Below are 26,136 nucleotides of genomic sequence, written 5' to 3'. Positions count from 1 at the left end.
AGATAAGCCGTTGCACCGCCGCCAAGATCATGGTCAAAGGCCACAATAGTAGGCACATCCAGCTTCCTGTTGAGAAGCTTCATTTCCACGTAGAGTCTTACCGGACGAAGCGGGTCTCTTCTGCAGTAATCCGCAGTATCCTTGTTGTAATCCGGATGCTTGCGGAGCAGCGCCTCACTGTGCTCTTTCAGGAGTCTCTGCTTTTCCTCAGACGGGAAGCTTCCACCATGCTTGTGATATACAAACAGGTTATCCACATGCACGTTCTCATAGCCTGCAGCTATGGCACGCTGGCACCAGTCATTCTCCTCACCGTAGCCTTTTCCGAAATTCTCCTCATCCAGAAGGCCAACCTCCTGGATTGCTTTCAGGTTCATACCCATGCAGAAGCCCACACCGGTAGGCATAGCCGGATACTGCGGACGGATCATGCGGAATTCATCATCGATCTCCCACAGCGGCATTCCCTCAAACAGTTTGTTATCCCGGCAGAAATCCGGGAAGCTGCAGATGGTTCCGCAGGTGGTAAACGGTGTAGTGGTTGCAATGTTTTCCTTTGCAAAGATCGGAAGCATCAGGCGCTCCAGCCACTCTTCCGGAACCTCCACATCTGTATTTACAAGAGCCACATGATTTTCCGCCATCTTTAATCCACGGTTTACAGACGGAAGAAAGCCCATATTGGTCTCATTATTAAGAAGTACCACATTGTCATGCTCTGCGGCATATTTTTCCAGATAGTTTCCTGCCTCAGGATCCGGGCTCTTATCATTTACGATGATCAGACGATAAGGAACCTTTGTCTTTTCAATTCCGGAAAACAAGGCATCAAAATACTCCAATCCGTTGTAAACCGGCACGATCACATCCACCTTCTGCTGATAGACTGCCTGTGGATATGCCTTTCTCGTGCTACGTACATGACGCTGTTTGAAATGGCGGAGATTTCCGATACTCTTCGGATCTTCGATCGCGTATACCAGAAGTTCTTTCTGATCCCTGGTTCCCGGGATCTTTCCGATAAGGAATCTTCCGGTATCCGCTGCGGTTCCGTATTCCAGGAAAACAGAAGTCTCTGCCGGCGCAAGAACCGTTGCCAGGAAAGAAAATCCGGCACTTTCCGCATCCGGATTTCCAATGGCATTAGCCACATCCGTACGGTAGATCGTAGTACAGGAAGCCTCCTGAAGCTTCTGTGTTCCCTGATAAAATGCGATCCTTGGCTGTCCCATAGACGCAAACGTCGGATCAAAGGCCCAGCCAATGGCATTTAAGGTGCCATTCTCATAATGAAAGAAATCAACACTGCCCATACAGGTAGGAGTTGTCTCCACTCCCATCACTGCTGCCGGCTCTGTATGATAACGAAGAACCTTTTTGACCAGTCTCTTTACCTGCGCTTTTTTGCCTGGATGACGAAGGGCCTCTTCCTGCGCACGTGCTGCTTCCTCTACAGCCTGCTTTGCGGCACGTTCAGCCTCTTTTCTGACACGCTCCTGTTCTCTTCGTACTTCCCGCTCTTTTTCAAAGGCCAGAAGCTTTTCCACATCCGGAAGCTCAAGGCAGTCAAGTTTTCCCTCTATTACAATCCTGTCCACATTTTCCGGGTGTGTAACATCGATAAGATAAAAGCCATCGGTGGTAAAAAACGCAGTGGTACTGTTATCCACTTTCATATGGACACCCTGAGGCACAAGCTCCGCGCTGCATCCACAATCCAGACGCTCTATCCTCACTTTCAGGAAATGACCGTTTGCGGGATTCCAGCGGAGATTTCGTATTCCTTTGATACCGGAAAGCGCAAACTCTACCCGGAAACGGTTTCCGGAAAGTTTTCCCTCTGCATAAAGTGTATGCTCTTCACAGAATCCCTCACCAAGATCATAGTATATCTTGCTGTGCATCTGGTGCTTTTCTCTTTCTCTGTTCACCAGCTCTGTTACGGAAACCGGCACTTTTTTCTGTTCAAACGGGATCAGAGAACCACAGCCCACATACTCATAGACGAAATGCATGGTCCAATCCATAAATATCTCATAGTCTGTATAGCTGATGTCAAACTCCGCCATCATCTCATCCTCATGACATAACCGCGGCAGCTCAGAAACATGTGTATACAGTTCATGGATCAGGCGCCACATGATAAAATTCACAGGCACAGGGAAATCAAACATCCACTCATAATCTATGATCTGATTTTCCTTTTCTCCCATAAAGATGTTGCTGCAGATCAGGTCCACATTGGCCGGGCAGACACATTCGTAATCCTCTCTTCCCGGATGATCACCAAATACCTCGCGGAACTCTCCGGTCCTGTAATCCACAACCTGACGAGCCCCGAAAAATTCCTGATAGAATTTTTTAAGAAGGGCCTTGATCTCTTCAAGATCTTCTTTCTGGGCAAGCTCTGCGATTTCCTGGTGAAGAGTTTTTCCAGTAAGGAGCGGATAAGAGATCTTTCCGTTTTCTGCCCTGCAGGGAAGATTCTTGTATTTATCGGATCCAGTACTCTCTGTTCCGGTTTTTTCCAGTTTTTCCACAAATTCCTCAGCCTGGGGCACCATAGCCTCTTTTTCCGCACGGACCTCTCCGTTCTCCCGGACGATCCTGGTCAGAAGACGGAACTTTTCTTTTCGCTCCTGGTTCAGCTTCACATAAAGGATTTCCTCCGGGTCCCGGTTTTCGGTACGTCCTGCCTCCACAAGAAAAGAATTCACAAAGCTGTCCAGGATCTTCTCTTTTTCGAAGGCCTTTACGCCTTCACTTTCTGCAAAAAGATCTGCTGTCTTATCTGTGTATACAGGATAGCTTCTTCCGTAGGAATTGGTATAAAGACTCTCATCTGTAAAAATCTCTGTCGGAAATTTATAATCCGGATACGGGTAGTAAAAGCGCAGAAAAGGAAAGCCGCTGTTTTCCAGCAGCTCTCCCAGTTCATTCTTGGAAAAGGTGCGCACAGACTGATTTCCCGGATATCCATTGATCCCGAAAAAGTGAAGATCTGTGTGATCCTCCGGTGCTCCGGCAAAGTACTTCAATCCCAGTCTGTTCTCAATGGCGATCAGAAGTCTTCCCTCAGGCTTCAGATAAGCGCCCATACGCTGAAGAAATGTCTCGTAAGGAGTTTTTCCCTCGGTAAAGCTCATGGCATACTCCAGCACACCGTTTACTACCACATAGTCGAATTTTTCCGGAAAAGTCATGTCATTCAGGTTTCCAACCATGAGCGTCAGATTTTCCTTATCCCTGTTTCTCGCATAATTGATATCTGCCCGACGTTTGGAAAGCTCCACGGAAGTCACATGACCGGCCTTGCGGCAAAGCATTCCGGTAATGGCTCCGCATCCGGCTCCGATTTCCAGAACGGAATCTGCCTTTTTCAGAGGATACCAGCTTAAGATATTCTCCCGCAGCCCTGAAAAATGGTAGACCATTGGAAAACTCACCTCTTCCTCCGGCAGGTCTTCAAAAGATTTGCCTTCCTGTGCCATTTTCAGAAGTGTTTCCTCGATATCCCCATCGGAATAATGATCCTTTGCCGTATAATAATCTAAATTCAACTCCGCCATAGTCGTTCCTCCACTTATTTCACAGATACTTTGGAAAACAGATCAAAATATCCCACTGCTTTCTTATCTGTGATCACGGTCAGGTTACACACATCGTAAAGACGATGAAATACGGTAAAATCGCCGTCTTTATATCCGGTGCAGCCCAGACACAGCATATATTCCCCTGCCTCCAGAGGCATCACCTGTTTGAAGGTGATCTCACGGACATCGCCTGCCTTCTGCGGTTTCAGAGGCGTATGTTCATACATGGTATTGGTTCCTGTGATCTCGGTGCCTTTCAGATCTTTCAGGGTAAATGCAAAGATCGGATCGCTGACATCTGCCTGGAACTTCACTTTCATCTGAACGGAAAATTCCTTGCCTTTTTCGATCACATTGGTGATCATACCTGTATCATCCCGGATGGCAAAATCCACGATCTCGCCAAGCTTACTGCCGTATTCCAGGACCTTGGGATTCAGGTTCAGGCTGTCCTTCATAGCTTTACCGCTTCCGGTATGTGCTTTCAGTGAAACGTCTGCTCCGGCTGCCTGGTTCTCCGTCGTCTGTCCCTCTTCTGCATCGTCTGTGTTTTCTTCCAGATCTGCATCGTCATACTGATTGACCAGCACACGACGGTAAAGATTGACCATCTCCTTGGCACCACCCTCTGCAAGCTTCTCACCTTTGTTTAAAAGCACAACACGGTCACAGTATTTTCCGATGCTGCTCAGGTCATGGCTTACAAACAGAATGGTCTTCCCCATTTCCTTAAACTCTTCGAACTTCCGGTAACATTTTGCCTGAAAAAATACATCTCCTACGGAAAGAGCCTCATCAACGATCAGGATCTCCGGATCGATATTGATAGCTACCGCAAAAGCCAGACGCACGAACATACCACTGGAGTATGTTTTTACCGGCTGATAGATAAAATCACCGATATCTGCAAAATCCAGAATAGACTGCAGCTTGGCATCGATCTCTTCCCTGGAAAAACCGATCATGCTTCCGTTGAGATATACATTTTCAAGTCCGGAATATTCTCCGTTAAATCCGGCTCCCAGCTCCAGAAGCGCTGAGATCCTTCCGTTTACGGCTATTTCTCCGGCCGTAGGCGAAAGTACGCCGGTGATGATCTTCAGGATCGTGGATTTACCGGAACCATTTGTTCCGATAATTCCCACTGTTTCTCCCTTATGCACCTGAAAGGATACATGGTTGAGCGCATAATGCTCTTTATATTTCTTTTTTCTGGATAATCCCAGGGACTCCTTAAGACGATCCATAGGATTATCGTAAAGCTTGTACATCTTACTGACATCATTTACTGAAATCGCAATATCTTCTGCCATTTTCAACCTCACTTTTGTGTAAATCGTTCACTCTCACAATCTGCCGCCGTTCTGCTTTTTATCCTTACAGAGCAAATCCCCCATGGGAACTATCCGGTCCGGATCTGGCGGATATCCGCCATCCGCATTCAATTAAAGCACATCTGCAAAATGCGGCTTCAGACGTTTGAATATCACAGATCCCAGTCCGAAAAGCAGGATCGTAACTACCCAGAAATAGATCGTCCATGAAGCATGGTTCCAGATCCCGATATGACCAAGCATGGAATCACGGTAGCCCGTAACTACATAGTACATCGGATTCAGCTTAAACAGCTTGATCAGCCATGGATGTGAAGAAAGCATATTGATATCCCACATGATCGGTGTAAGCCATACACCCACCTGAAGAAAAATACTGATGATCTGGGTCAGATCACGGAAAAAAATGACGATCGCACTTGTAGCATACACGAGTCCCAGTACAAAAAGGAAGGTGCAGACAGAGTAATAAATGATCTGCAGTGTATAAAGGCTTGGTGTATATCCGTAGCATGCACATAAGATCAGTGCAAAGGCCACAAAGAAAACATGCACGAAAAGTGCGGAGATGATCTTTACGATGGGAAGGATGCTGATCTTGAATACAACCTTCTTCACAAGATAATTGTATTCGATCAGGGCATTGGTTCCACCGTTTAATGCATCCTGGAAGAAAAACCACGGCACGATACCGGATACCAGATAGAGTACAAAAGGGTAATCCGATACCGTTCCGGCCTTCAGTCCTACGGAAAATACAAACCAGTAGACCAGGATCGTTACGATAGGCTGGATAAATGCCCAGACAATACCAAGATAGGATCCTGCATATTTTGTTTTGAAATCATTTTTTGCAAGGCTTAAAACCAGCTTTCGATTCTGGTACAGCTCCGCCGGCAAAGCTAATATTTTCTTCATTCTGCAATTCCTTATCGATTCTTATATTCCTCGAAGCTTCCCCACTTCTGGTCCTTGTCGGAGAAAATAAGCTCCATGCCTTCCGGGATCGGCCACTCAACGTTAATGTCCTTGTCATTCCAGATCAGTCCGCCCTCATCGTTTGGATGATAGAAATCAGAGCACTTGTAGGTGAACTCTGCATTCTCGGAAAGTACTAGGAAACCATGAGCAAATCCCTTAGGAATAAAGAACTGTTTCTTGTTTTCTGCGGAAAGGACTACACCATACCATTTTCCAAAGGTCTTGGAGCCTTCACGAAGGTCAACCGCAACATCAAACACTTCTCCGTTTACCACACGTACCAGTTTATCCTGGGGATAGCTGATCTGGAAATGAAGTCCGCGGAGAACACCGTAACGGGAGCTGGACTGATTGTCCTGAACGAATTCCACATCAATGCCTGCTTCCTTGAAATCGTTATAATTGTATGTTTCCATAAAATATCCTCTGGAATCACCAAATACAGTTGGCTCGATCACTTTCAGTCCTTCAATATCTCCGCACTGTGTTACTTTTATTTTTCCCATTTTTTCTTTCTCCTTTTCTGTTTTGATTTATTTGTGATGTTTCTTTTCTTTTATTCTGAGAGCCGCAAGAAGGGCGATCAGGATCAGGATCATCGCTGCCATGATCATAAGAAGGATCTTACGCAGGGCAGGAATGCTCTTTTTTTCGCTGGTACTCTCTCCGGCTGTACTCTTCTCTGTTGTTTTGCTGTTATCTTCCTCTGCTGATTCTGTGGAAGCTTCCACTTCGGAGCTGTCCGCTTCCTGGCTGTCTTCTGCCGCCGCGGTCGGTTCCGGTACCGGTGTATCAGTTGCCTGTGCAACACTTGCGGTACCGATCAGATAATCTCCGAAATAGTAACCGGTTTCTGTTTTCCCATTGGTATTCTCTGACTTCTCGGTAAGGGAATTCAGCTCCACCCCTTTTGGAAGGAATACATAGCCGCCATTTACTTCTGTTTTTGTGAAATTCTCAAATGCGTAATTAAACATAGCTGTACTGTCCATACAGGAATTGGAAAGCTCTGTTCCACGCATAGTCACTGCAATATATGTGGTATTATCTCTGGTCACTCCTGTGACAAGTGTATGCCCTGCCGCAACGGTAGTTCCGGTTTTTCCACCAATGCAGCCTTCATAGTAAAATCCGCTTTCCGGTGCAAACATAGGATGATGGGTATGCAGGATTCTCTGCTGGCTGTTCATATTTGTAGGCTGGATGATATAGTCCGGTGTGCCCACAACCGTACGGAATGTTTCATTTTTCAGGCCTTCTCGGAAGATCAGCGCCATATCCCGTGCTGAAGAATAATGATTATCATCCGGAAGTCCGCTGGAATTTGCAAAATGTGTATTGGTACATCCGATCTCACTGGCGCGCTGGTTCATCATATCGATAAATACCTGCTCTGTCCCGCCGATATGCTCTGCGATCTGTGCCGCAACGTCATTGGCAGACTGGATGATCAGAGCATGAAGACAATCCTCCATAGTCAGGACTTCGCCCACCTTTGTGCCGATATTACTGGAATCTGCCGTAACATTACGCACCCCGGTCTCTGTAAAGGTCACCTTCTCATCCATGGTGGAGTTCTCCACTGCCACCAGCAAGGTCATGATCTTGGTAATGCTGGCCGGATATCTCTGTTCATCTCCGCCCTTGTTATAAAGAACAACTCCTGTGTCTGCATCCATCAGGATACCGGTATCTGAGGTAATATCCGGTCCTGCCGGCCATCCCTGGATCTGGTTGGTGCTGATATCATATTTCGCATTCAGATCCACTGCAGCCATGGTCTGTAACGGCAGCATCAGCGCCACACCGACTGCTGCGAAAACTGCCAGTAATTTTTTTGTTTTTTTCATAGCTCTCCCCTTCTTCTGTCAAAACCCGTCAAAGGAAGCAATCGCATCCACAACTCTCTTCGCATCCTCCATATCCAGATTATAGAACATGGGCAGTCGCATAAGACGCTCGCTTTCTTTTGTAGTATAAACATCTTCTCCGGAAAATCTTCCGAATTTTTTTCCTGCCGGTGCGGAATGAAGGGGTACATAATGGAACACACTGCAGATATCCTTTTCGCGGAGATATTTCAGAAGCCTTGTGCGTACCTGGATATCATGTACCTTAATGTAGTACATATGTGCATTATGTGTGCATTCTTCCGGTACATAAGGCTGCTGGATCTTTCCTTCCTCCGCCAGAAACCTGAGGTTCTCATTGTAAAAATCATAGATCTGCATCCGCTTATCGCTGATCTTCTTATGCTGCTCCAGCTGGGCATAAAGATATGCCGCATTCAATTCGCTCGGAAGATAGGATGATCCATAATCCATCCAGCGGTATTTATCTACCTGACCACGGAAAAACTTACTGCGGTCCGTTCCTTTTTCTCTCAGGATTTCTGCCTTCTCCAGGTACTGATCCCCGTTGAACAGGATCGCACCGCCCTCTCCCATGGTATAGTTCTTAGTTTCATGGAAGCTGTAGCAGCCAAAATCTCCAATGGTACCAAGGGCTTTTCCCTTATAGTAGGCATCCACACCCTGGGCCGCGTCTTCCACTACCTTCAGATCATGTCTTCCGGCAATCTCCATGATCGTGTCCATCTCGCAGGCTACTCCTGCATAATGGACCGGAACGATCGCGCGGGTCTTATCTGTGATCGCCTGTTCGATCAGCTTCTCGTCAATATTCATGGTATCCGGCCGGATATCCACAAATACGATTCTTGCACCGCGAAGCACAAAGGCATCTGCCGTTGATACAAAAGTATAAGACGGCATGATCACCTCATCGCCAGGCTGGATATCTGCCAGAAAAGCAGCCATCTCCAGTGCATGGGTACAGGATGTTGTCAGCATCACATGACCCACATGAAAGCGCTCTTCCATCCATGCAGAACATTTCTTCGTGTAGATCCCGTCGCCGCAGAGCATTCCCCGTTCTACTGCGTCACGGATGTACTCAAATTCCTTACCTGTAAACGCAGGTCTGTTAAAATCAATCATGTATTTCCTCTTTATTTCTTATTCTTCATGGTTTTTCTACATTAACTGCACATTCCATTTTCTCACACTCATGTTGTAAATTCAATGCCTATTTTTCTGCCGGTGCATAATCCGGGATCTGATTATGGTATGCCACCTCCTGGCCGTTGGGATCCAGAATATGCATTTCCTCATAAAACTCTTCTGTGAGAAGATCCATTTCCTTACGATTCTCTGTTTTTACATAATATAATGCCAGATACGGATTAGGGCCATGCTCAATGACCTTCTCTCCTTCCTGATAAAAGATCCAGGGCTTTTCCACCTGTTCTTTCTCTCCCAGCCGGACTGCCGCAGACTGATCTTCGATGGTAAGAAGCCTTCCCTGAAAATAAATGACAGCTCCACAGCACTGTGGTTTATGAACATCGTGTTCTGCCAGCATTTTTTCCAGCTTATCCGGATCATAGAGAGATGCAAGAAGAAGCTCTTCCATATTAAAGCCATAGACCATATCGGTCAATTCATGCTCATATCCGAAAAATCGTGCGGCGATCTCGCAGACCTGGATACCTTCTCCCGGCTTCCAGAAAAACTGCATGGAAAGGGCTCCGTCTTTCTGACCGGTTCTGTCCGCATATGCCTGAAGAAGTTCTGTGGCAGGCTTTTCAACTTTTGACAATAATCTGGAAGGATACACATTTCTTGTGCTGATGGGGATCTCCCCTTTGGCAACAAATGTCTTTTCACGGTCTGCAATACTGATCACATGGACTTTTCCATGCCGCACCCAGGTCATCATATTGAATTCATAGCCATCGTTATATTCTTCCACCAAAATCTCCGGCATATCAGAAAATCCTGCTGTTTTTTCTGCCCCGTTTATCAGCTCCTCCAGATCTTCGGATATATAGATCCCGCGGGAGCCGTATTTATCCAGTGGCTTGCTGACCACCGGATAACGAAGTCCCTCAAGCAGCTCTTTCAGCTGAGTTCTTTTGGACCTGTCTTTAAAATATGCGATCGGGATTTTTCGAAAGCCCGGAGTGGGAAGTCCCAGTTCAGTAAGCAGTGCTCTGGTCGCTGATTTATCACGATACCAGGGAAGCTGCTCCGGTTTCAGATAACAGGGGATTCCTGCCCGGTCCGCGATCTTTACCATACATTCCAGAAGAAGGTCGGAAAAGGATGTGATGATCCCATCGATCTCTTTTTCTCGGCAGAGACAGGCGATCCGTTCCGTATCTGTTACCGGGATCTGAAATGCCTCATCTGCAAATTTTCTTGCCGGACCATCCGGATATCCGTCGCAGACAATGGTGTAGTATCCTTTTTCGCGGGCCTTCTGCACCAGCTGCTCAAATTCTCCCAACGTTCCCAGTATCAGCAATCTGTGTTTCATGATTCCGTTTCCTCCCATTCTCTTATGGAATCCGCGATATACTGCATTTCTTCTGCCCCGTATCTCTGGTCACAGGGAAGCGGCAGCACATTGGCAGCCCAGTCATATTCCATGGTATCCCTGTCAAATTCTTCCAGGATATTACGCCAGTTTGTCGGCACAAAAATCTTCCGGCCTGCCAGCCAACGTCGAAGCTCTAATCCGTTCTTATGATAATACGGATAGGCAAACGGTCCCTCCGGCACCTCCCCTGTAAAAGCATTCCTTGAAGGAAGAAGCTGCGACAGCAGACGGTAGTTCTGTTCTCTTCTTGCTTTGATACCGGAATAATCCATAGTCCTGAGGAGGTTTCCGGTCAGACGGGACATTCGGCGGATCTCCATCTCATGATAATTTGCTGCATTATCCAGCATTTTCTGATAGAAGGTTCCGGCATCATATTCATAACGTCCCAGAATATGCTCCATTCTTCCCATGGAATGGTCCAGAGGCTTCTTTTCCGGTTCCAGTTCCGCATCGGTAGACAGATATGCTCCGTCACTGACTCCGAGAAATTTTCTGCAGGAGTACAGAGTGTCCACACCCGGCAGCGGCTTCTGAAAAAACGCATGCGTATGATCCACAATGATATTTCCATAGATTTTTTTATATTTCCGGATCTTATCATCGGTAAGCTGGCCATAATAATTTACCAGATACAGATATTCTCCTTCCGGAAGAGTTCTCTCCTCAAGAACCGGATGCAACCCTTCATCCATATGATAAAATTCGATTTCTGCCCCGGACCTCTCACAGGCACCGGTTACGGAATCGCAGAGAAAAAATGGCAGGTAGATCTTTTTGCACCTGCGTGCTTCCATCAGCCACAAAAGCGCTGTTCTTCCGAGATTCACGCCGCAGAGATCCGGATAGTATTCCTGTCCCGCCGGTTCTTCCAGTTCCAGATAGCCGCCGATCTCTTTTTTCATCAGTCTGTCTCCTCCTGACGGATCACATAGTGCGGCATCTTTTTGGCCTCATTGAGAATATTCATGAGATAAATACCGATGATCCCGATTGAAAGCAATGTCAGTCCGAAAAATGCCAGCATCACAAGCATCAGAGATGTCCAGCCTTCCACTGAGATCCCGCACAGAAAATATCTCACCAGATAATAGATCCCCAGTAAAAAGCTTACCAGAAAACTGGCAATGCCGATGTTTCGCACCATAAGCAACGGAAATGCCGTATGGGCAGTAATATCATAGATGAGATCCTTCACAAGACGGCGAAAAGAATATCCGCTCTTTCCATATGCACGTGCTGCATGCTGCACCGGAACATTGATGATACGGTTGGAGCTTAAAACCAGAAGATTTCCGATCTGCGGAAGATATGTATTGGTCTTCAGCATGGCTTCCACCAGAAACCGGCGGATCAGTCGATAACTGGTGATCTGAAGGTTCGGATCCTTGCCGAGCATTTTGGAAGTTGCCCATACAGACAGCTTTGTGCCCAGCTTCCGGATCAGATTATGCTTACGTCCTTCATAGCTTGCAATGATCACATCCACATCGTCACGTTCCTTCATTACATTGATCATTTTGGGGAGCTCCTCAGGCTGATGCTGAAGGTCATCATCCATAGTTACGATGAACTCTCCCTTTGCATGGGCAAATCCGCACAGAAGCGCAGGATGCTGTCCGAAATTCCTTGCCATCTGGATGATCTTGACACGGGGATCTTTTTCCCGGAGTTCTTGCATAACCGCAAAAGACCGGTCCCTGGACCCGTCATCTACAAGGATCAGTTCAAATTCTTCTTTTATTGTTTCCCGGAATACTTTTTCCAGACGGGTGTACAGTTCCTGCAGCGTATGTTCTGAATTGTATACAGGAACAACCACTGAATATAAACACATATCGTTTTTCCTCTCTTTTGTATCAATTGACACTTATCGTTTAATCTTATCATTTTCATTTCCTGTTGTAAACCGTTACATTGTTCAAACATTTTCTTGCATAAACCTGCTGGATGATATATATTGATTATCAGTCTATGATAATCGCATTTATGATATGGAGGAAACATGACAAAAATCAAAGATTATATTCAGCTTCATCTGAATATCCTGCTGTTTTCTCTTACCAGCGTTTTTTCCAAGCTTGCATCGGTTTATTACAATAAAGAAGGGCTTCACAGTCCTCTCCTCTATGTATTTCTTTTTCTTATGATCGCAAACTGTGGAATCTACGCCATTGCATGGCAGCAGGTGATCAAAAAATTTTCCCTTTCCACGGCCTACGCCAACAAAAGCGTCTATCTTCTGTGGTCCCAGGTATGGGCTGTGATCATTTTTCACGAAAATCTTTCGCTTCAGAACATCATCGGCATCCTGATCGTTCTGATCGGAGTCTGGATGGTGCAGAGATATGAATAGAACATTTATGCTGATCATGCTGGCCGGAACCTTTTTTTCGGCAATTTCCCAGGTACTTCTGAAGCAGAGTGCCAATATGGAATACAAAAATCCCCTCCGGGAATATCTGAACTGGCGGGTGATCCTGGCCTATGGTATCTTTTTTGGAGTGTTACTCCTGAATACCTGGTGTTACACCAAAGTGGATATGAAATTCGGACCGGTGATCGATACTGCCGCCTATGTTTTTGTCCTGCTGTTTTCCTGGCGGATCCTGAAAGAAAAGATTTCCCGCGGAAAGATCATCGGAAATCTGATCATCATCCTGGGAATCCTTGTTTATACCTTATGATCATAAAAATGCCGGCAGCTTTATGTTCGCTGCCGGCATTTTTTTATTTTTTCTTATTTGCTGCGGATACAGTTGTGTATACACCATCTTCATCGAATGTATAGCTCTTTCCGTTTTTCTCAATAGTACAGTTTTTGTACATGATTCCTGTTTCCGGATCAAAATAATATCTCTTTCCGTCCAGTTTGAGCCAGCCTCTCTGCATCTTTCCATTGGAGCCAAAATAATAGGTATGGCTTTCATTGTTTCCGCTCCATGTATAGAATACCTTTTTGACCATAACGCCGTCACCGCCAAAATAATATACATCATTCCTGCTGTTCATGTACCGCACATGTCTCATCATGTATCCGTATTTGGCCTGAAAATAATAATAGTCCTTTCCAACCTTTTTCATGCCCTTTAACGCATGTCCGTTTTTGTCAAAATAATATTTTTTCTCCTTATAGGTGATCCAAGTATTTTTCACAAGGACTCCATTTTTGTCTACATATCTGGAAATATTCTTGGAATCCCTGATCAGCTTTGAACGGCACATTCCTACGGTCTTATGGATATAATATTTCTTATTTTTCACCTGAACCCAGCCGTATTTTTTGACACCATTGACATAATAAAATTTCTTTCCGTTCTCTGTTGCCCAGCCGGTTTTTCCTTTATAGTTGCTGGTATCCGGTCTGGTGGATGCCTTGTATCCGGTCTGTGCATGCCATCTGGATGTGATGATCTTGGTATAATCAACATAACCGAAGTCAATATCTACAGTAGAATAAGACGGGATTCCCGCAACCAGACCCTTGGTGGTATTCAGATATCCGCCACCGTCACCATCGGTGGACTGCCAGATGGTATATTTGTACTTTTTCTTGTCAGGAGCCGGAATCGTATCACCATACCGCGCAAGCCATACATCATAACCTGTCATCTTGCTCCAGTCAAGCTTGTTGTCATACCAGTCTGTATTGCAGTAGATCATTGGATGATATCCGGCTTTTTTTACCTCATTGCAGAAGGTCTTTGCCAGATCTGCGATCTGTGATGCGGAAAGATTGCGCATCTGATCATATTCAATGTCATAAACCACCGGATAGGATACTTTATATCCATCCATTTTACGGATGGCAAGCTGCGCTTCCTTCAGTGCCTGCTGTGTGTTCAGTGCAAGGCTGTACACATAGGTTCCTGTCGGAACCCCTGCCTTCTCTGCCTGTTTCATGTTGTAATCATATGTCTTATCCAGATGGTTCAGACCATAGGAGATCCTGACAAAGGCAAAATCTACATTAGATTTTTTGACCTGGCTCCAGTTGATGGTATCCTGCCACTCAGAAACATCGATTCCACGTGTGACAGCGCCTTCCAGCTTCTGGCCGCTTCCGTTATAGCAGACACCGTTGATCTTCTTCCAGGCCTTTGAGCTTGCCCTGGAATCCTGTGTTGCCTTCCCGCTGGGGACCTTTTCTTCCTCAGCAACTGCCTCGCTTCGGTCTACGCCTCCGCCGCCCATGGCCATCGCTGTAGTTCCCATTGTTCCGATTCCCAGCAGTGCTGCCATACAGCCTGCCACCAACCATTTCTTCCAGTTTTTCATTTTAGTTTCCTTCCATAAATTATGTTGTTTATTTGTGCATAACTTTTATTATACATATGAAAAAATGGAAAGTAAAGCCATATATGGAAAAAGACCGATGTCAGCTTCATACAGCTGAACATCGGTCTTCGGTTATTCTATATATTTCTTTCTGGTACTGTTTGGTAAAGATCACGGAACTTCTGGGTCTGTAGGATCAAAGTTTCCGGCTCCACGGAAGGTTGCCAGCGGTCTGCGGCCTAACGGTCCCTTGAAGGATTCATTGTTAACGTAATTTCCGCTGCTGTAAATGTGGATCGTAGAACCGTTACAGTTCTCAAATACCCACTTCGCATCAGCCACACAGGTACGGATACATCCGTGAGATGCAGGCTGACCAAGCTTCAGGTACTCGCCTGCCGGAAGATTATAAACACTCCTGGTCGATCCGGCTACGGAATGGATAAAGATTCCTCCCTGTCCGCATCCGTCAACATGTGTTCCATACTGTCCCCAGGACGGTCCCATCAGTGGCTGCCATCTCAGACTGCGGGTCAGTCTGTATGTACCATCCCATGTAGGTGTTCCGGAGAGACCTACAGAAACACGGATTGTCTTAACCGGAATGGTCTTGCTGCTATTTGTGTATACAGTCATAACACCGTTGGTCTTATCAACCTCCAGGTAATATGGTCCTCCGTAAATACTGGAAACATCATTACGGCGGTAACCATCCTTATCAAAGTAATACAGTTTTCCATCGATCCATCTGCTTGTATTGGTCAGATACTTGGAACCGCTGTCCGGATCGATATATTTGACCTGATCATAGTAATCGCTGACGATCACCCAGCCGGTGGAAAAACGTCCCTGGCTGTCCAGATAACCATTTACGGAACCACGCTTCATGGATTTATTTGTCACAACGGTATAGTTCTGCAGATAGTACCAGTATTTACCTACCTTCTGCCAGCCTGACTTTTTCAGAACACCGTTGCCGCCTGCATAATACCACTTATTCTGGTAACGGATCAATGTACTCTTGTACATCCAGCCTCTGTGCGCATTGGCATCTGATGTTGCAAAGAAATAGTATTTTTTGCCGATCTTTGTTTTTCCTGTTGCAAGCTGTCCTGTGCTATTAAAGTAATAGCTCTTTTTGGAGGACTTGTTTGTTATCATCTGGCTCTTATAGTGGTTTCCGTTTTTGTCAAAGTAAAACCATCCGAAGAACTGGCCTTTTGCGTCGGTCACCTTCTGCCAGCCATATTTTTCAACAACTTTTCCTGCTGTGCTTCCGAAATAATAAATCTTGTTGGATGCACCCGGGCAGCCATGCCAGCAGTTCTTCCAGGAAACTCTCTGGCCATTGCCTCCGAAATAATATCTGCTGCCTTTATACTTCACAAGTTTTTTTGTAATGATGCGGCCCTTGCTGTCTGAAACATAATATGCGTTATTCTGCGCCTTCGCCATTGTATTCGTCATAACATAGCCGCTGGCATTCAGCATATATCGATATTTCTTTGACATTACAGGTGATACATAAACTCCATGTTTCATGATCTGTCCACGTGTGGCAGCCTTCGGACTACAATAGATAAAACGTTTTTGATTTTTGCTGTTTAAAACATATGTCCATCCGCCATAAAAAAGCTTTCCTGGAATCTCTCCTGCCTTTGATGCCGGCTGGAAGTAATACTGATATGTTGTGGAACCGGTTGTCAGCTTCAGGATTCCTGTTCGCGGTTTTCCGTTACGCATCAGTGTATAATAAGCATTTCCGATCTTTTTGATCTTGCCTACAAGGTTCTGAGCCTCTATGGATTTGTAATCACCCTGGGAATTATAATAGCGGAAAACAGTTCCTGTCCATAACCAGTAATTTCTCTTCTGCTGGCCAAGATTGGATGTCCACGGTGTAATTGCTTTTCCGGTGGAATCCGAATACAGGGAAGCTTTGGAGTTTTCGAGGAAATACCATTCTGTCTTCTGTGTTCCGGTATAACCTGCTGCACCTGGCTCACGGGTCATACGGCCGGTTACCAGATATCCGTCTTCATTAAAAAGATAATATCCCACATGTCCGTTGGTATTGATCTTAAGAAGACCATCCTGCGCAGTAAAATAATTATCTTCGATGGAACCTGTTTCTGATACCTGAGAAGCGTTCCCTTCATCCTGGGCAAGAGACTCTGCGTTATCTACGCTCTCTGATGTTTCGACTGCCGTCTCTGTTTCTACGGGTGCTGTCTCTGCGGATGTCTCCTCTGCAGAAGCTTCTGCTGCGGATACTTCCTCTGTAGAAACTTCTTCTGCTGCACCTTCCTCGGCTGCAGTCTCCTGCTCTCCTTCTGCTGACTCATTCTGGAGTACCTGAGCCTGCTCACTCTCTGCTGCACCTTCCGGAAGCTCTTCAGTCTGCTGTACCTCCTGTGCTGCTGCAGCTGTTTCATCAACTGTTGTTTTCTGCTCTTCTTCGCTGCTTTCTGCAGGATCCTCAGAAGCTTTTCCCTCCGGGGCTGCAGATGCAGCAACCTTCTTTTTGCGGAGTCTGTAAAAACCGTTTGCAGAAACCCAGTCACTTGTCTTGGCAACGACTACACCGTTTACCAGTGATGCTCCGGTAGCAGAAGTTTCCTCTGCCTTGTTGTTCTCTACTTTGTTCTGTACTGCGGTATCTGCTGACGGTGCATCCAGTTCCTGTGCATCACCTGCACTGAAATCATCGCCCGGATCTGTACTGTCTTCTGTTGTCGCATCCGGTGCTTCTGTAGCCTCCGGTGCTTCTGTAGTTTCCGGTATCTCTGTAATCTCCGGTGTTTCTATAACATCCGGTGTCTCTGCGGGGTTCTCCGGTGTAACAGGTGTTTCTTCTGAACTGTCTGTACTGTCAGTACTACCTGTCTGATTCGCTTCTGTCTCTGGCTGCTGTACAGTCGTTTCCGCTTCATCACTGAATACATCCTCAGCCGGATCGCCGGCTGTCTCTGCTGCCATCTGCACGTCTGTACTTCCCAAAGCCGCAGCGCCGGCTTCCAGAGTTCCGCCCATGCATAATGTCAGACTGAGAAAAATTGCCACAACTCTTCTCTTCACGATAATCCCTCCTGATCATGCTGCTGTAAATAATTATTGTATCTGTTACGTATCATTCGCCCAGTCCGCCTTCGATAAGAGCCACAAGCGCATCTATCGCAGCCTGTTCATCCTCACCCTCGCAGACCAGTGTGATCTCATCCCCGCTTTTAACACAGGCACCCAGAACACTCAGAACACTTTTGGCATTCGCTGTACCTCCGGCATACTGAAATGTTATGGACGATTTGTATTTTATTGCCTCGCCGCACAAAAGCCCTGCGGGACGAAGATGAAGCCCTGACGGGTTCCTGACCGTTACCTTATAACTTAACATTGCTGCTGTCTCCCTTTATATTACTTATCCTTCAAGCCTTGTCCAAAGCTGTGATTACTTACTGACTGCTGCTGTCTACATTGGAAACCTTGGAGATTTTGATCTCGGCGGTTACATCCTCCAGCAGCTTGTAGCCTTCCGGAAGACTGATTTTGATCGGTACTTCGTAGCTTCCCTCCTCCCAGTCATCCATGGAAAGTACTGCTCCCACCGACTTCAGATCAAATTGGGAAAGATCTCCGTCTTCCGCCTGCACCTTCAGTTCAATATCCGCAACTTCAAATGCCAGCTGCAGATCATCAGGCAGACCCTTTACTTTGATATCCTCTGTCGGGAAGCTGTATATCTTACTGCCCTCCGGCAGGATATTGACTGTGATCCAGAGGTCCGTACTGGATCCGGATGTCAGCTTAAGGCCATCCGGAAGAAGTTCTGACAGGTTTACTTTCTTTTCCACGTCATTGCTCTTTCCTGAAATATCCACATTCTCATTGTCTAGATAAATGGTATTTCCCTGAAGTTTCAGATTGTTCAGTGCTTCCTCACTTCCGGCTACGCTGAAAGTCTCCGGTACTGTTGTGACACTATCCACAACATAGCCTTCTGCTGGTTCCCCTGTATATCCCGCACTGATCCGTATATCAGAACGCACCTTCCAGAGCTTTGCCGTGACATTAACCTTTCCGTTGTTGTCAAATTTCAGATAGCTCATGGAATTTGATGAAAGAGTGTCCTGATTCTTATCTGTGATAGTCAGTTCTGCGTCCGTGATCATCGTATCCTGATCGATCCCGTCAAGTTTTGAACTTACATCCACACTCACACTATCTATTTTACCAACCAGAGATTCCGGTCCTGTAATACGGACTTTTTCCGGATTTGCGGTGAGCGAAGCAATCTCCAGCCCCTGTGCCGGCTTGCTGTCATCACTGGTAACATTGATCGCAAATTCTTTGGTCACCTTTTTTTCCAGATGGACACTCAGATTCTGCGGTGATACACTAATGTTTTCCGGCAGTATCCCGGAGCAGGTCGCTGTAATGGGAATCATTACAGGATCTGTATCGGTAGACTGGGCCTGCTGCAGATCCGCAACTGCCTTAATATCACTTGAGGTGAGACGGTTGACTGTCTTCCGATCACCTGTAATATAAACACGTACGGAATTTTCACGGTCATCCTGCATGACCATCTCACCCAGCTGATCCACATAAGCTTCGTTGATGATCTGCACATCTGAGATCACAAAGCCTTTCGTAATGATAGGGTCATCAACATTTACTACGATCAGCCACACCAGGATTCCCACAATAATCGACATGATCTTCAAAGGGATGTTCTTAGTCAGATTTTTCTTCATGTTTCACTCTCCCTTTCAGCAGATTTCTCAGCTTACCGTTGTCAACAACCTTTTTATTCTGAGCAGAAACAAGTACTTCACGAAGCTGCTTGCTGTTAAGCCCTCTGGACAGTTCTCCGCCTCTGGCCACTGAAACCTGTCCTGTCTCTTCCGAAACAATGATCGTAAGAGAATCCGTAGCTTCGCTGATACCCACACCTGCTCTGTGTCTTGTTCCCAGCTGTTTGCTCAGTTCCATATTATCTGAAAGAGGCAGATAGCAGGTTGCTGCTACTACACGGTTCCCACGCACGATCACCGCTCCGTCATGAAGAGGTGTATTATGCTCAAAAATATTGATCAGCAGCTGACTGGTAAGGATACCGTCAATATTGATACCGGTTCTCACATATTCGTCAAGCCGGATCTCTTCCTCGATCACGATCAGTGCTCCGGTCTTAACTTCACCCATATCAAAACAGGCCTTTACCAGTTCGTTGATAGTCTTGTCATTGAAACGCTCCTGCACTTCCCTGCCGGAATCAAAGGGAATAATGTTGGAAACAAACTTCTTCTGTCCCAGCTGCTCCAGCGCCTTCCTCAGCTCCGGCTGAAAGATTACGATCACACCGATCACCAGCACATTAGCCAGGTTCCGGAAGATCCAGAGGATCGTATTCATTTTGAAGATATATGCGACCAGGATAAATCCAAGGACGATCAAAATGCCCTTCAGAAGGGTATATGCACGTGTAAATTTAATCCATGCCATAAACTGATATACAAAAAAGGAAATCAGTCCGATCTCAATGATATCTATCACGCCAAATCCCGGAAGGGAAATCTTCCCCAGATATCCGGCCACAACTGTCAGCACATTCTGCATAAGTCTCCTCCTTTCTTCCTGAGCTATTCCAATCGTTCCTGTTTAAAGATCCTTCAGCGATTCCTCCAGCTGTTTTTCGAAATCGATCTTGTCCAATCCCTGCGGTTTCTCACTTACTGTATTTTCGGAAAACATATCCGGCATCTTTACTGTATGCATTTCGTTCTTCTCAGGAAATACATCATCACTGAAAGACACAACATTGTCTTCTTTTTTTTCTTCTTTTACCGGCTCCGCATTGATCTTTTTGATGCTTCTCTCAGAAGTGGCGACCGTTGCCTTCGGAACGGCTTTTACGTAGTAATAGTACTCATCATCCTCATATTCCAGACGTTCTGTTCTGCTGTAATCTCCGCCAAAAACAAAGAACTCCAGAACAAATCCTGCCAGTACGGAGATCACTGTGGACAGGATCATCGGCACCATGGCTACCGTAATACTAATGCAGAAATCTCCGGCAAGGATAACCAGGATATAGATCACGCCGCCGGCAATGACAGCGATCCTCCATGCATAATCAAACGCCCGTGTTCTCAGAAGGTTCACAAACAGGATCACTACCACAAACGCGATCACTGTGATCCACATTGCCCAGTTGTGGACAAGTCCGTCAGAGATCAGCTTCAGTTTTTCTGTGATCTCTGCGGCAGGATCACTGAGTGCCGCCGACTGTGCATGTACAAACCGTATAAAATAATAGATCACAACACCGCATCCGGCCGGAAGCGCTGACAATGCACTACCCAGCAGGCCTGCTCCGATCGGCATAAGTGCAGGAACACCAAATCCGAAGGAAAGTGGTGTAAGGATCATTGCAAGATTCTGTGACCTGCTGAATCTTAGGAACAGGATCAGCATAAACAGAATAAGAAGCAGCATAAATCCTGCCGTTTCGATCCCGACTGCATAACAGTGCCCGATCATCAACGCAAATCCCATAAACATCATCACGGAAACCGGAAGGATCGAACATACAAGCGCCAGGATCAGGACAACAAAAATATTATCCAGCTGTTTCATGTAGCCCATATTGCTGTTGATCCAGAGAAAATAGGCAAATGCCAGAACAAACTTCAGGACCGGCAGTATATATACTTCATATTGTCCGTAAAATCTTTTGATATTCTGTTTGATCTCAAGTAAAGCTGTCATTTTCTATGTCCTCCTGCATTTCTCCGGACCGGATTTCTTTTTTCCTCCCGCCCGTAGATTTTTTCCAGTCTTGTAAGATCCTGATAATATTCCCTGACACTTTTTTTTGCCCGGAAATATTTCACAGAATACTGGATGTAGGTCAGTATCGAATATACAACAAGCACGATCAGATAACCGACGATGATATAGATCCCAACCTCGACCAGATTAATCTTATTCACATTATCCATAAGATATTCGCTGAAATATGCGGCAACGCCTGCAAGTCCCAATATATATCCGATCGTTACCAGAAAAAAGTTTCTGATCAGTGCAAGTCCAATATAATCACTTCGATAATATCTGCTCACCGGAAGATACTTCCTGCCTTCTCCATGCTCATACATGGCCAGACGGTTCATGATCTTCACTTTTTCTTCATTTACCATAAAAATAACTCCTCATAAGTTTTCTTTATCAGGAAAATCCCCGATATATGATCTGCATTACGCTTTCCATACAGTTATACTGTTTAACTGCAATCAAATTTATTGTAGCATAGTTCCATACCTATGAAAAGTGTTTTTTCGGCTGTTTCATGCCCTTCCTGCGCATATTGTCAGAAAATAAACTTTCTCTGCACCGGCCTCAAGAAGACACATTGCCATGGCATCTGCCGTACTTCCTGTTGTGTATACATCATCCACCACAAGTACAGAAAAACCCGGGATCTTTTCGGTTACCTGATATGCATTTTTCAGGTTCTGACGCCTCTGTATGGCATTAAGTTTTTTCTGAGATCTTGTGCTTCGTATCTTCTTTACCAGATGCTCATTCCATGGGATCCCCGTAAGAACACTGAGCCTTTCTGCCAGATATGCTGCCTGGTTAAAACCTCTCATCCTTTTTTTTCTGGGATGCAGAGGAACGGGAACGATCAGATCAGGCTTCCACCGTTCCAGATATTTTTTTCCGAAGACGCTCATTGCCTTTGCATAAAAATCCCCATATTCCCGACATCCGTAATACTTAAATCGTACCAGAGACTGTCTCCAGACCTCTCCGTACCAGAAAATACTTCTGCCCTCCGTAAAATGATGGGCACCCTTGCGGCAATCTTCACAGTATTCCTCTTCCATTTTTACCGGTCTTCCGCATTTCATACACCTGGGACCGGATATAGGCCTGACCTTTCCGGAACACTCCGGACAGATCAGCCGGTCTTTTTCTTTCAGTATCTGATGACACAGCGGGCATTTTTTCGGGTAAAGCATGTCCAGTAAAAAATCTGCTGTTTTTTTCAAGAAAGTCCTTTCTCCCCGATGGCGCTCTCTTTCTGTTCAGATTCATCCAGCTCCCGGATCCGTCTGTCCAGAGAGCTGTATCTCTGCTGCTGTTTTTCATTACGGATCATCTCCGCAAAAGTGGTCTCGCTGCCTACTACGGTAACACATTTTCTGGCTCTGGTCACTGCTGTATACAGAAGATTCCGATTCATCAGCATCCTTGGTCCGGAAAGGATCGGAAGGATCACTGCCGGATATTCTGAGCCCTGGGACTTATGTATGGTCACTGCATAGGCAAGTTCCAGTTCCTCAAACTGTTTGAAGGAATATTCTGCCTGTCTGCCATCCTCAAATTCCACGGTGGCCGTTTCCGCAAATTCATTGATCTCCGTCATAATACCGGTATCTCCGTTAAACACGCCCACACCTTTATCCACAGGAATCTTATATCGTCCAAGGATTTCCCACTCCAGCTGGTAATTGTTCTTCACCTGCATCACCTTATCCCCTTCACGGAAAAGACGCTGTCCGATCTCTTTCTCCTTTTTCTTTTCATCCGGCGGGTTCAGATATCTCTGAAGGATCTGGTTCAGCCGCTCCACACCTAAAAGTCCCTTACGCATAGGCGTGAGCACCTGGATCTCATAGGGCTTTGCATCTACATAACGCGGAAGCTTCTCCTGGATCAGTGCGATCACCACACGGATAATGATGTCCGCATCATATCTTTTCAGAAAAAAGAAATCCCGGCTCTTGTTATTGATGGTCACCTGCTCGCCCCGGTTGATCTTATGGGCATTCACCACAATATCACTTTCAGATGCCTGGCGGAAAATCTTTTTCAACTCTACTACCGGAAAACAGCCGCTGCGGATAATATCCCTCAGAACATTTCCCGGGCCTACACTGGGAAGCTGATTTTCATCACCTACCAGGATCAGTCTGGTCCCTGCTGTCACTGCAAGAAGCAATGAATGCATCAGTGCGATATCTACCATGGACATCTCATCAATGATGATCACATCCGCTTCCAGCGGATTCTCCGAATTCCTGTCAAAATGAACTGCACGGCCTTCCTGCTCTTCCTCCGGCATTCCATTCAGCTCCAGAAGTCTGTGGATCGTCTGAGCCTCGTATCCGGTAGCCTCTGTCATTCGCTTGGCTGCACGGCCGGTGGGAGCTGCAAGCCGCAGCTCAGCGCCTTCCTCTTCAAAATAACGTATAATCGCATTGATCGTTGTAGTCTTTCCGGTTCCCGGCCCGCCGGTCAGAATGAACAGACCATGACTGGCAGCTGCCGCCACTGCCTGTTTCTGCATTTCATCTAACCGGGTTCCTGTCTCCTTTTCGATCCTGTTGATCCGTTTCTCCATCATCTCCTCATCTTCCGGGCAGAGGATGTTCAGCTCACAGAGCATTCTGGCTGAATTCAGCTCAAGATAATAATATCGTGTGGGATAGACAACTGCACCGTCTTCTGTTTCTTTCAGGATCAGTTTCCGGTCTACTACCATATCCATGAGATGTTTTTCCATGTAGGAGGAATCTACTCCCAAAAGTCCGGATGCCCTGGAAAAAAGTTCCTCCTTCGGGAGATAGATATGGCCTTCTCCTGAAGCCTGTAGGAGAGTATACAACATTCCGCTTCTTATCCTGTAATCTGAATCTGTATGGATCCCGATCCGGGAAGCGATCTCATCTGCGATACGGAATCCCACACCACTGATATCCTCTGCAAGGCGATACGGATTCTCCTGCAGGACTCCATATACAGTCTGCCCATATTTCTGATAGATCTTTGCGCCGAGATTCAGTGATATCCCGTATTTCTGGAGAAAGATCATAGCGCGGCGCATATCTGCTTTCTCCGTCATCTGTTCTGCGATCTCCATGGCCTTTTTTTCGCTGATTCCCTTGATCTCAGCCAGCCGCTCCGGCTCTTCCTCTACAATACGCATAGTATCATCACCGAAACGACGTACGATCCTGGCTGCCAGTGCCGCTCCGATCCCCTTGATCGCACCGGAACCCAGATAACGCTCCATGGCCAGTGCATCCTCCGGCATTTTTTCTACGTAGGAGGCTATCTGAAACTGCTTGCCATACACCGGATGTGTTGTATAATTTCCGGAAGCTTCAATGGCAGCCCCCTGGGTGATCGCAGGAAATGTCCCCACACAGGTCAGTTCCCGTTCCTCTTCCATCCCTTTCAGTACCATGACCGTATATCCATTATCTTCATTTCGGAAGATCACATGATCTATATATCCTGTAACTGTCTCACTCATTTTTTTCTCCATCTGTAAACCTCTGATAACAGCAAAAGGCACTGCAGCTGCAGCGCCTTATCTGTATGAGTTTCCTGCGGCAGTCTCTTCTCTGACCCTGTGCCGTCCGGACGCCTCATAACGGTTTACATCCTTGACATGATTTCCGCATATTTTCCTGTTCCGGCAGCCACTACAAGCATTGCATCCTGCACAGTCAATGTGCTGACTCCTGTTTTCTGCTCGATCAATGCATCCATTCCATGCAGCATGGCACCTCCGCCTGTAAGAACGATTCCTCGGTCCATGATATCTGCCGCCAGCTCCGGCGGTGTTTTCTCAAGAACGCCATGGACTGTCTCTACGATCTGTCCGGTCGTTTCCCGCAAAGCGGTCCGGATCTCCTCAGAAGTCAGTGTTGCCACCTTCGGAAGTCCTGTGATGATATTTCTGCCCTTGACCTCCATCGTGCGAAGATCCGCTTCTTCACTGGCTGTTCCGATCTTGATCTTGATATTCTCCGCTGCATCCTCCCCGATAAAGAGACTATGCTTCTCACGTACATAATTCATAATCGCATGATCAAAATTATCTCCTGCAACCTTCACAGAAGCGGAAACAACCACTCCCCCTACCGATATGACCGCAACATCCGTGGTCCCTGCACCGATATCCACGATCAGATTACCAAATGGCTTGGTGATATCTACACCTGCACCGATAGCAGCAGCGATGGGCTCGTCCACAAGAAAAACTTCCCTGGCTCCTGACTGATAGGCAGCTTCCTCAATTGCTTTACGCTCGATCTCCGTGATCCCGCTCGGAACACTGATGCTGACTCTCGGTTTCCGGAACGCTCTCCGTCCCATAGCCTGTGAAATAAAATATTTCAGCATCTTTTCCATTACATTATAATCTACGATCACACCTCTTCGGATTGGCCAGATCACTTCCATATTGGAAGTCAGATGGCTTGCCATCTGTCTGGCTTCCTCACCGATCGCTCTGATCTTCTCTGTATCTTTATCATAAACAACCACAGAGGGCTCTCTTAAAACGATTCCCTTGCCTGTGGAAAACACCAGACTGTTTCTGGTTCCCAGATCGATTCCAATATCCTTTGCCGGCATAAATCCTCCCGCCTGCGTCATACACATTCTGTATGCTGACGCATTTATGACTTATTCTGTTCCGGTCTGTG

General features: G+C 46.3%; 21 protein-coding genes. 2 read left to right on the top strand and 19 right to left on the bottom strand.

What is annotated here, in order from left to right:
* The 9 genes from AB5026_RS12095 to AB5026_RS12055 all read right to left on the bottom strand — a co-directional run.
* The coding region (locus AB5026_RS12095; RefSeq protein ID WP_368213391.1) for a glycosyltransferase at positions 1-3,569 on the bottom strand (3,569 nt) is incomplete at its 3' end.
* A gap of 14 nt (positions 3,570-3,583) precedes the next feature.
* Positions 3,584-4,906, bottom strand: a complete 1,323-nt coding sequence (locus tag AB5026_RS12090) for an ABC transporter ATP-binding protein (RefSeq protein WP_021651905.1) — start codon at positions 4,904-4,906, stop codon at positions 3,584-3,586.
* Positions 4,907-5,038: 132 nt separating this feature from the next.
* On the bottom strand, positions 5,039-5,845 hold the full coding sequence (locus AB5026_RS12085; RefSeq protein ID WP_015527413.1) for an ABC transporter permease: 807 nt from the start codon (positions 5,843-5,845) through the stop codon (positions 5,039-5,041).
* An 11-nt stretch (positions 5,846-5,856) separates the two neighbouring features.
* A complete protein-coding gene (gene rfbC, locus AB5026_RS12080) occupies positions 5,857-6,414 on the bottom strand; it encodes a dTDP-4-dehydrorhamnose 3,5-epimerase (protein ID WP_015527414.1) in 558 nt (185 codons plus the stop codon).
* Between the two features lie 27 nt (positions 6,415-6,441).
* Positions 6,442-7,758 carry a D-alanyl-D-alanine carboxypeptidase family protein gene (locus AB5026_RS12075; protein WP_114002052.1) on the bottom strand — a complete coding sequence of 439 codons (1,317 nt, stop codon included), beginning with the start codon at positions 7,756-7,758 and terminating at the stop codon, positions 6,442-6,444.
* 18 nt (positions 7,759-7,776) lie between these two features.
* Positions 7,777-8,907, bottom strand: a complete 1,131-nt coding sequence (rffA, locus tag AB5026_RS12070; RefSeq protein WP_015527415.1) for a dTDP-4-amino-4,6-dideoxygalactose transaminase — start codon at positions 8,905-8,907, stop codon at positions 7,777-7,779.
* Positions 8,908-8,995: 88 nt separating this feature from the next.
* Positions 8,996-10,288: an acetyl-CoA carboxylase biotin carboxylase subunit family protein gene (locus AB5026_RS12065; protein ID WP_015527416.1), complete on the bottom strand. Its 1,293-nt coding sequence runs from the start codon at positions 10,286-10,288 to the stop codon at positions 8,996-8,998.
* Positions 10,285-11,256, bottom strand: coding sequence for a hypothetical protein (locus tag AB5026_RS12060; protein WP_059086143.1), 972 nt, complete (start codon positions 11,254-11,256; stop codon positions 10,285-10,287). Before AB5026_RS12060 ends, AB5026_RS12065 begins: the two co-directional genes overlap by 4 nt.
* On the bottom strand, positions 11,256-12,188 hold the full coding sequence (locus tag AB5026_RS12055; protein ID WP_015527419.1) for a glycosyltransferase family 2 protein: 933 nt from the start codon (positions 12,186-12,188) through the stop codon (positions 11,256-11,258). Before AB5026_RS12055 ends, AB5026_RS12060 begins: the two co-directional genes overlap by 1 nt.
* Before the next feature lie 168 nt (positions 12,189-12,356).
* Between AB5026_RS12055 and AB5026_RS12050 the strand changes: the two genes are divergently transcribed.
* Complete coding sequence (locus AB5026_RS12050; RefSeq protein WP_015527420.1) at positions 12,357-12,707, top strand: EamA family transporter; 351 nt, start codon at positions 12,357-12,359, stop codon at positions 12,705-12,707.
* Entirely contained in the window at positions 12,700-13,038 is a 339-nt protein-coding gene (locus AB5026_RS12045) for an EamA family transporter (protein ID WP_015527421.1), read from the top strand. Before AB5026_RS12050 ends, AB5026_RS12045 begins: the two co-directional genes overlap by 8 nt.
* Before the next feature lie 43 nt (positions 13,039-13,081).
* Here the strand turns inward: AB5026_RS12045 and AB5026_RS12040 are convergent, their stop codons facing one another.
* From AB5026_RS12040 to AB5026_RS11995, 10 genes are all read right to left on the bottom strand, one after another.
* Entirely contained in the window at positions 13,082-14,629 is a 1,548-nt protein-coding gene (locus tag AB5026_RS12040; RefSeq protein WP_114002053.1) for a GH25 family lysozyme, read from the bottom strand.
* 171 nt (positions 14,630-14,800) lie between these two features.
* The gene (locus AB5026_RS12035; protein ID WP_173739802.1) at positions 14,801-17,707 is read right to left on the bottom strand and encodes a L,D-transpeptidase family protein; all 2,907 of its coding nucleotides are present in this window, start codon (positions 17,705-17,707) and stop codon (positions 14,801-14,803) included.
* A gap of 52 nt (positions 17,708-17,759) precedes the next feature.
* Positions 17,760-18,023, bottom strand: coding sequence for an HPr family phosphocarrier protein (locus AB5026_RS12030; RefSeq protein ID WP_015527424.1), 264 nt, complete (start codon positions 18,021-18,023; stop codon positions 17,760-17,762).
* Between the two features lie 58 nt (positions 18,024-18,081).
* A complete protein-coding gene (locus tag AB5026_RS12025; RefSeq protein WP_173722523.1) occupies positions 18,082-19,383 on the bottom strand; it encodes a YbbR-like domain-containing protein in 1,302 nt (433 codons plus the stop codon).
* On the bottom strand, positions 19,364-20,248 hold the full coding sequence (gene cdaA, locus AB5026_RS12020; protein ID WP_015527426.1) for a diadenylate cyclase CdaA: 885 nt from the start codon (positions 20,246-20,248) through the stop codon (positions 19,364-19,366). Before cdaA ends, AB5026_RS12025 begins: the two co-directional genes overlap by 20 nt.
* A gap of 42 nt (positions 20,249-20,290) precedes the next feature.
* Positions 20,291-21,400 (bottom strand): hypothetical protein, encoded by a 1,110-nt coding sequence (locus tag AB5026_RS12015; RefSeq protein WP_092071964.1) that lies wholly within the window; start codon positions 21,398-21,400, stop codon positions 20,291-20,293.
* On the bottom strand, positions 21,397-21,831 hold the full coding sequence (locus tag AB5026_RS12010) for a hypothetical protein (RefSeq protein ID WP_015527429.1): 435 nt from the start codon (positions 21,829-21,831) through the stop codon (positions 21,397-21,399). The genes AB5026_RS12015 and AB5026_RS12010 overlap by 4 nt, the downstream gene beginning before the upstream one ends.
* Before the next feature lie 147 nt (positions 21,832-21,978).
* On the bottom strand, positions 21,979-22,686 hold the full coding sequence (locus AB5026_RS12005) for a ComF family protein (RefSeq protein ID WP_021651891.1): 708 nt from the start codon (positions 22,684-22,686) through the stop codon (positions 21,979-21,981).
* Complete coding sequence (locus AB5026_RS12000) at positions 22,683-24,956, bottom strand: ATP-dependent RecD-like DNA helicase (RefSeq protein ID WP_368213388.1); 2,274 nt, start codon at positions 24,954-24,956, stop codon at positions 22,683-22,685. Before AB5026_RS12000 ends, AB5026_RS12005 begins: the two co-directional genes overlap by 4 nt.
* Positions 24,957-25,081: 125 nt before the next feature.
* Positions 25,082-26,065: a rod shape-determining protein gene (locus tag AB5026_RS11995; RefSeq protein ID WP_015527433.1), complete on the bottom strand. Its 984-nt coding sequence runs from the start codon at positions 26,063-26,065 to the stop codon at positions 25,082-25,084.
* Between the last annotated feature and the right edge of the window lie 71 nt (positions 26,066-26,136).

The organism is Blautia sp. RTP21359st1_E11_RTP21359_211015 (assembly GCF_040910705.1).
Lineage (GTDB): Bacteria > Bacillota > Clostridia > Lachnospirales > Lachnospiraceae > Blautia_A > Blautia_A fusiformis.
The sequence above is the reverse complement of the archived record's forward strand: the minus strand, read 5'-3'. Positions and strand labels throughout refer to the sequence as shown.

Coding starts and splice junctions, on each gene's coding strand:
- AB5026_RS12090 (WP_021651905.1), bottom strand. CDS start 4,906: ATGGCAGAAGATATTGCGATTTCAGTAAATGATGTCAGTAAGATGTAC.
- AB5026_RS12085 (WP_015527413.1), bottom strand. CDS start 5,845: ATGAAGAAAATATTAGCTTTGCCGGCGGAGCTGTACCAGAATCGAAAG.
- rfbC (WP_015527414.1), bottom strand. CDS start 6,414: ATGGGAAAAATAAAAGTAACACAGTGCGGAGATATTGAAGGACTGAAA.
- AB5026_RS12075 (WP_114002052.1), bottom strand. CDS start 7,758: ATGAAAAAAACAAAAAAATTACTGGCAGTTTTCGCAGCAGTCGGTGTG.
- rffA (WP_015527415.1), bottom strand. CDS start 8,907: ATGATTGATTTTAACAGACCTGCGTTTACAGGTAAGGAATTTGAGTAC.
- AB5026_RS12065 (WP_015527416.1), bottom strand. CDS start 10,288: ATGAAACACAGATTGCTGATACTGGGAACGTTGGGAGAATTTGAGCAG.
- AB5026_RS12060 (WP_059086143.1), bottom strand. CDS start 11,256: ATGAAAAAAGAGATCGGCGGCTATCTGGAACTGGAAGAACCGGCGGGA.
- AB5026_RS12055 (WP_015527419.1), bottom strand. CDS start 12,188: ATGTGTTTATATTCAGTGGTTGTTCCTGTATACAATTCAGAACATACG.
- AB5026_RS12050 (WP_015527420.1), top strand. CDS start 12,357: ATGACAAAAATCAAAGATTATATTCAGCTTCATCTGAATATCCTGCTG.
- AB5026_RS12045 (WP_015527421.1), top strand. CDS start 12,700: ATGAATAGAACATTTATGCTGATCATGCTGGCCGGAACCTTTTTTTCG.
- AB5026_RS12040 (WP_114002053.1), bottom strand. CDS start 14,629: ATGAAAAACTGGAAGAAATGGTTGGTGGCAGGCTGTATGGCAGCACTG.
- AB5026_RS12030 (WP_015527424.1), bottom strand. CDS start 18,023: ATGTTAAGTTATAAGGTAACGGTCAGGAACCCGTCAGGGCTTCATCTT.
- AB5026_RS12025 (WP_173722523.1), bottom strand. CDS start 19,383: ATGAAGAAAAATCTGACTAAGAACATCCCTTTGAAGATCATGTCGATT.
- cdaA (WP_015527426.1), bottom strand. CDS start 20,248: ATGCAGAATGTGCTGACAGTTGTGGCCGGATATCTGGGGAAGATTTCC.
- AB5026_RS12015 (WP_092071964.1), bottom strand. CDS start 21,400: ATGACAGCTTTACTTGAGATCAAACAGAATATCAAAAGATTTTACGGA.
- AB5026_RS12010 (WP_015527429.1), bottom strand. CDS start 21,831: ATGGTAAATGAAGAAAAAGTGAAGATCATGAACCGTCTGGCCATGTAT.
- AB5026_RS12000 (WP_368213388.1), bottom strand. CDS start 24,956: ATGAGTGAGACAGTTACAGGATATATAGATCATGTGATCTTCCGAAAT.
- AB5026_RS11995 (WP_015527433.1), bottom strand. CDS start 26,065: ATGCCGGCAAAGGATATTGGAATCGATCTGGGAACCAGAAACAGTCTG.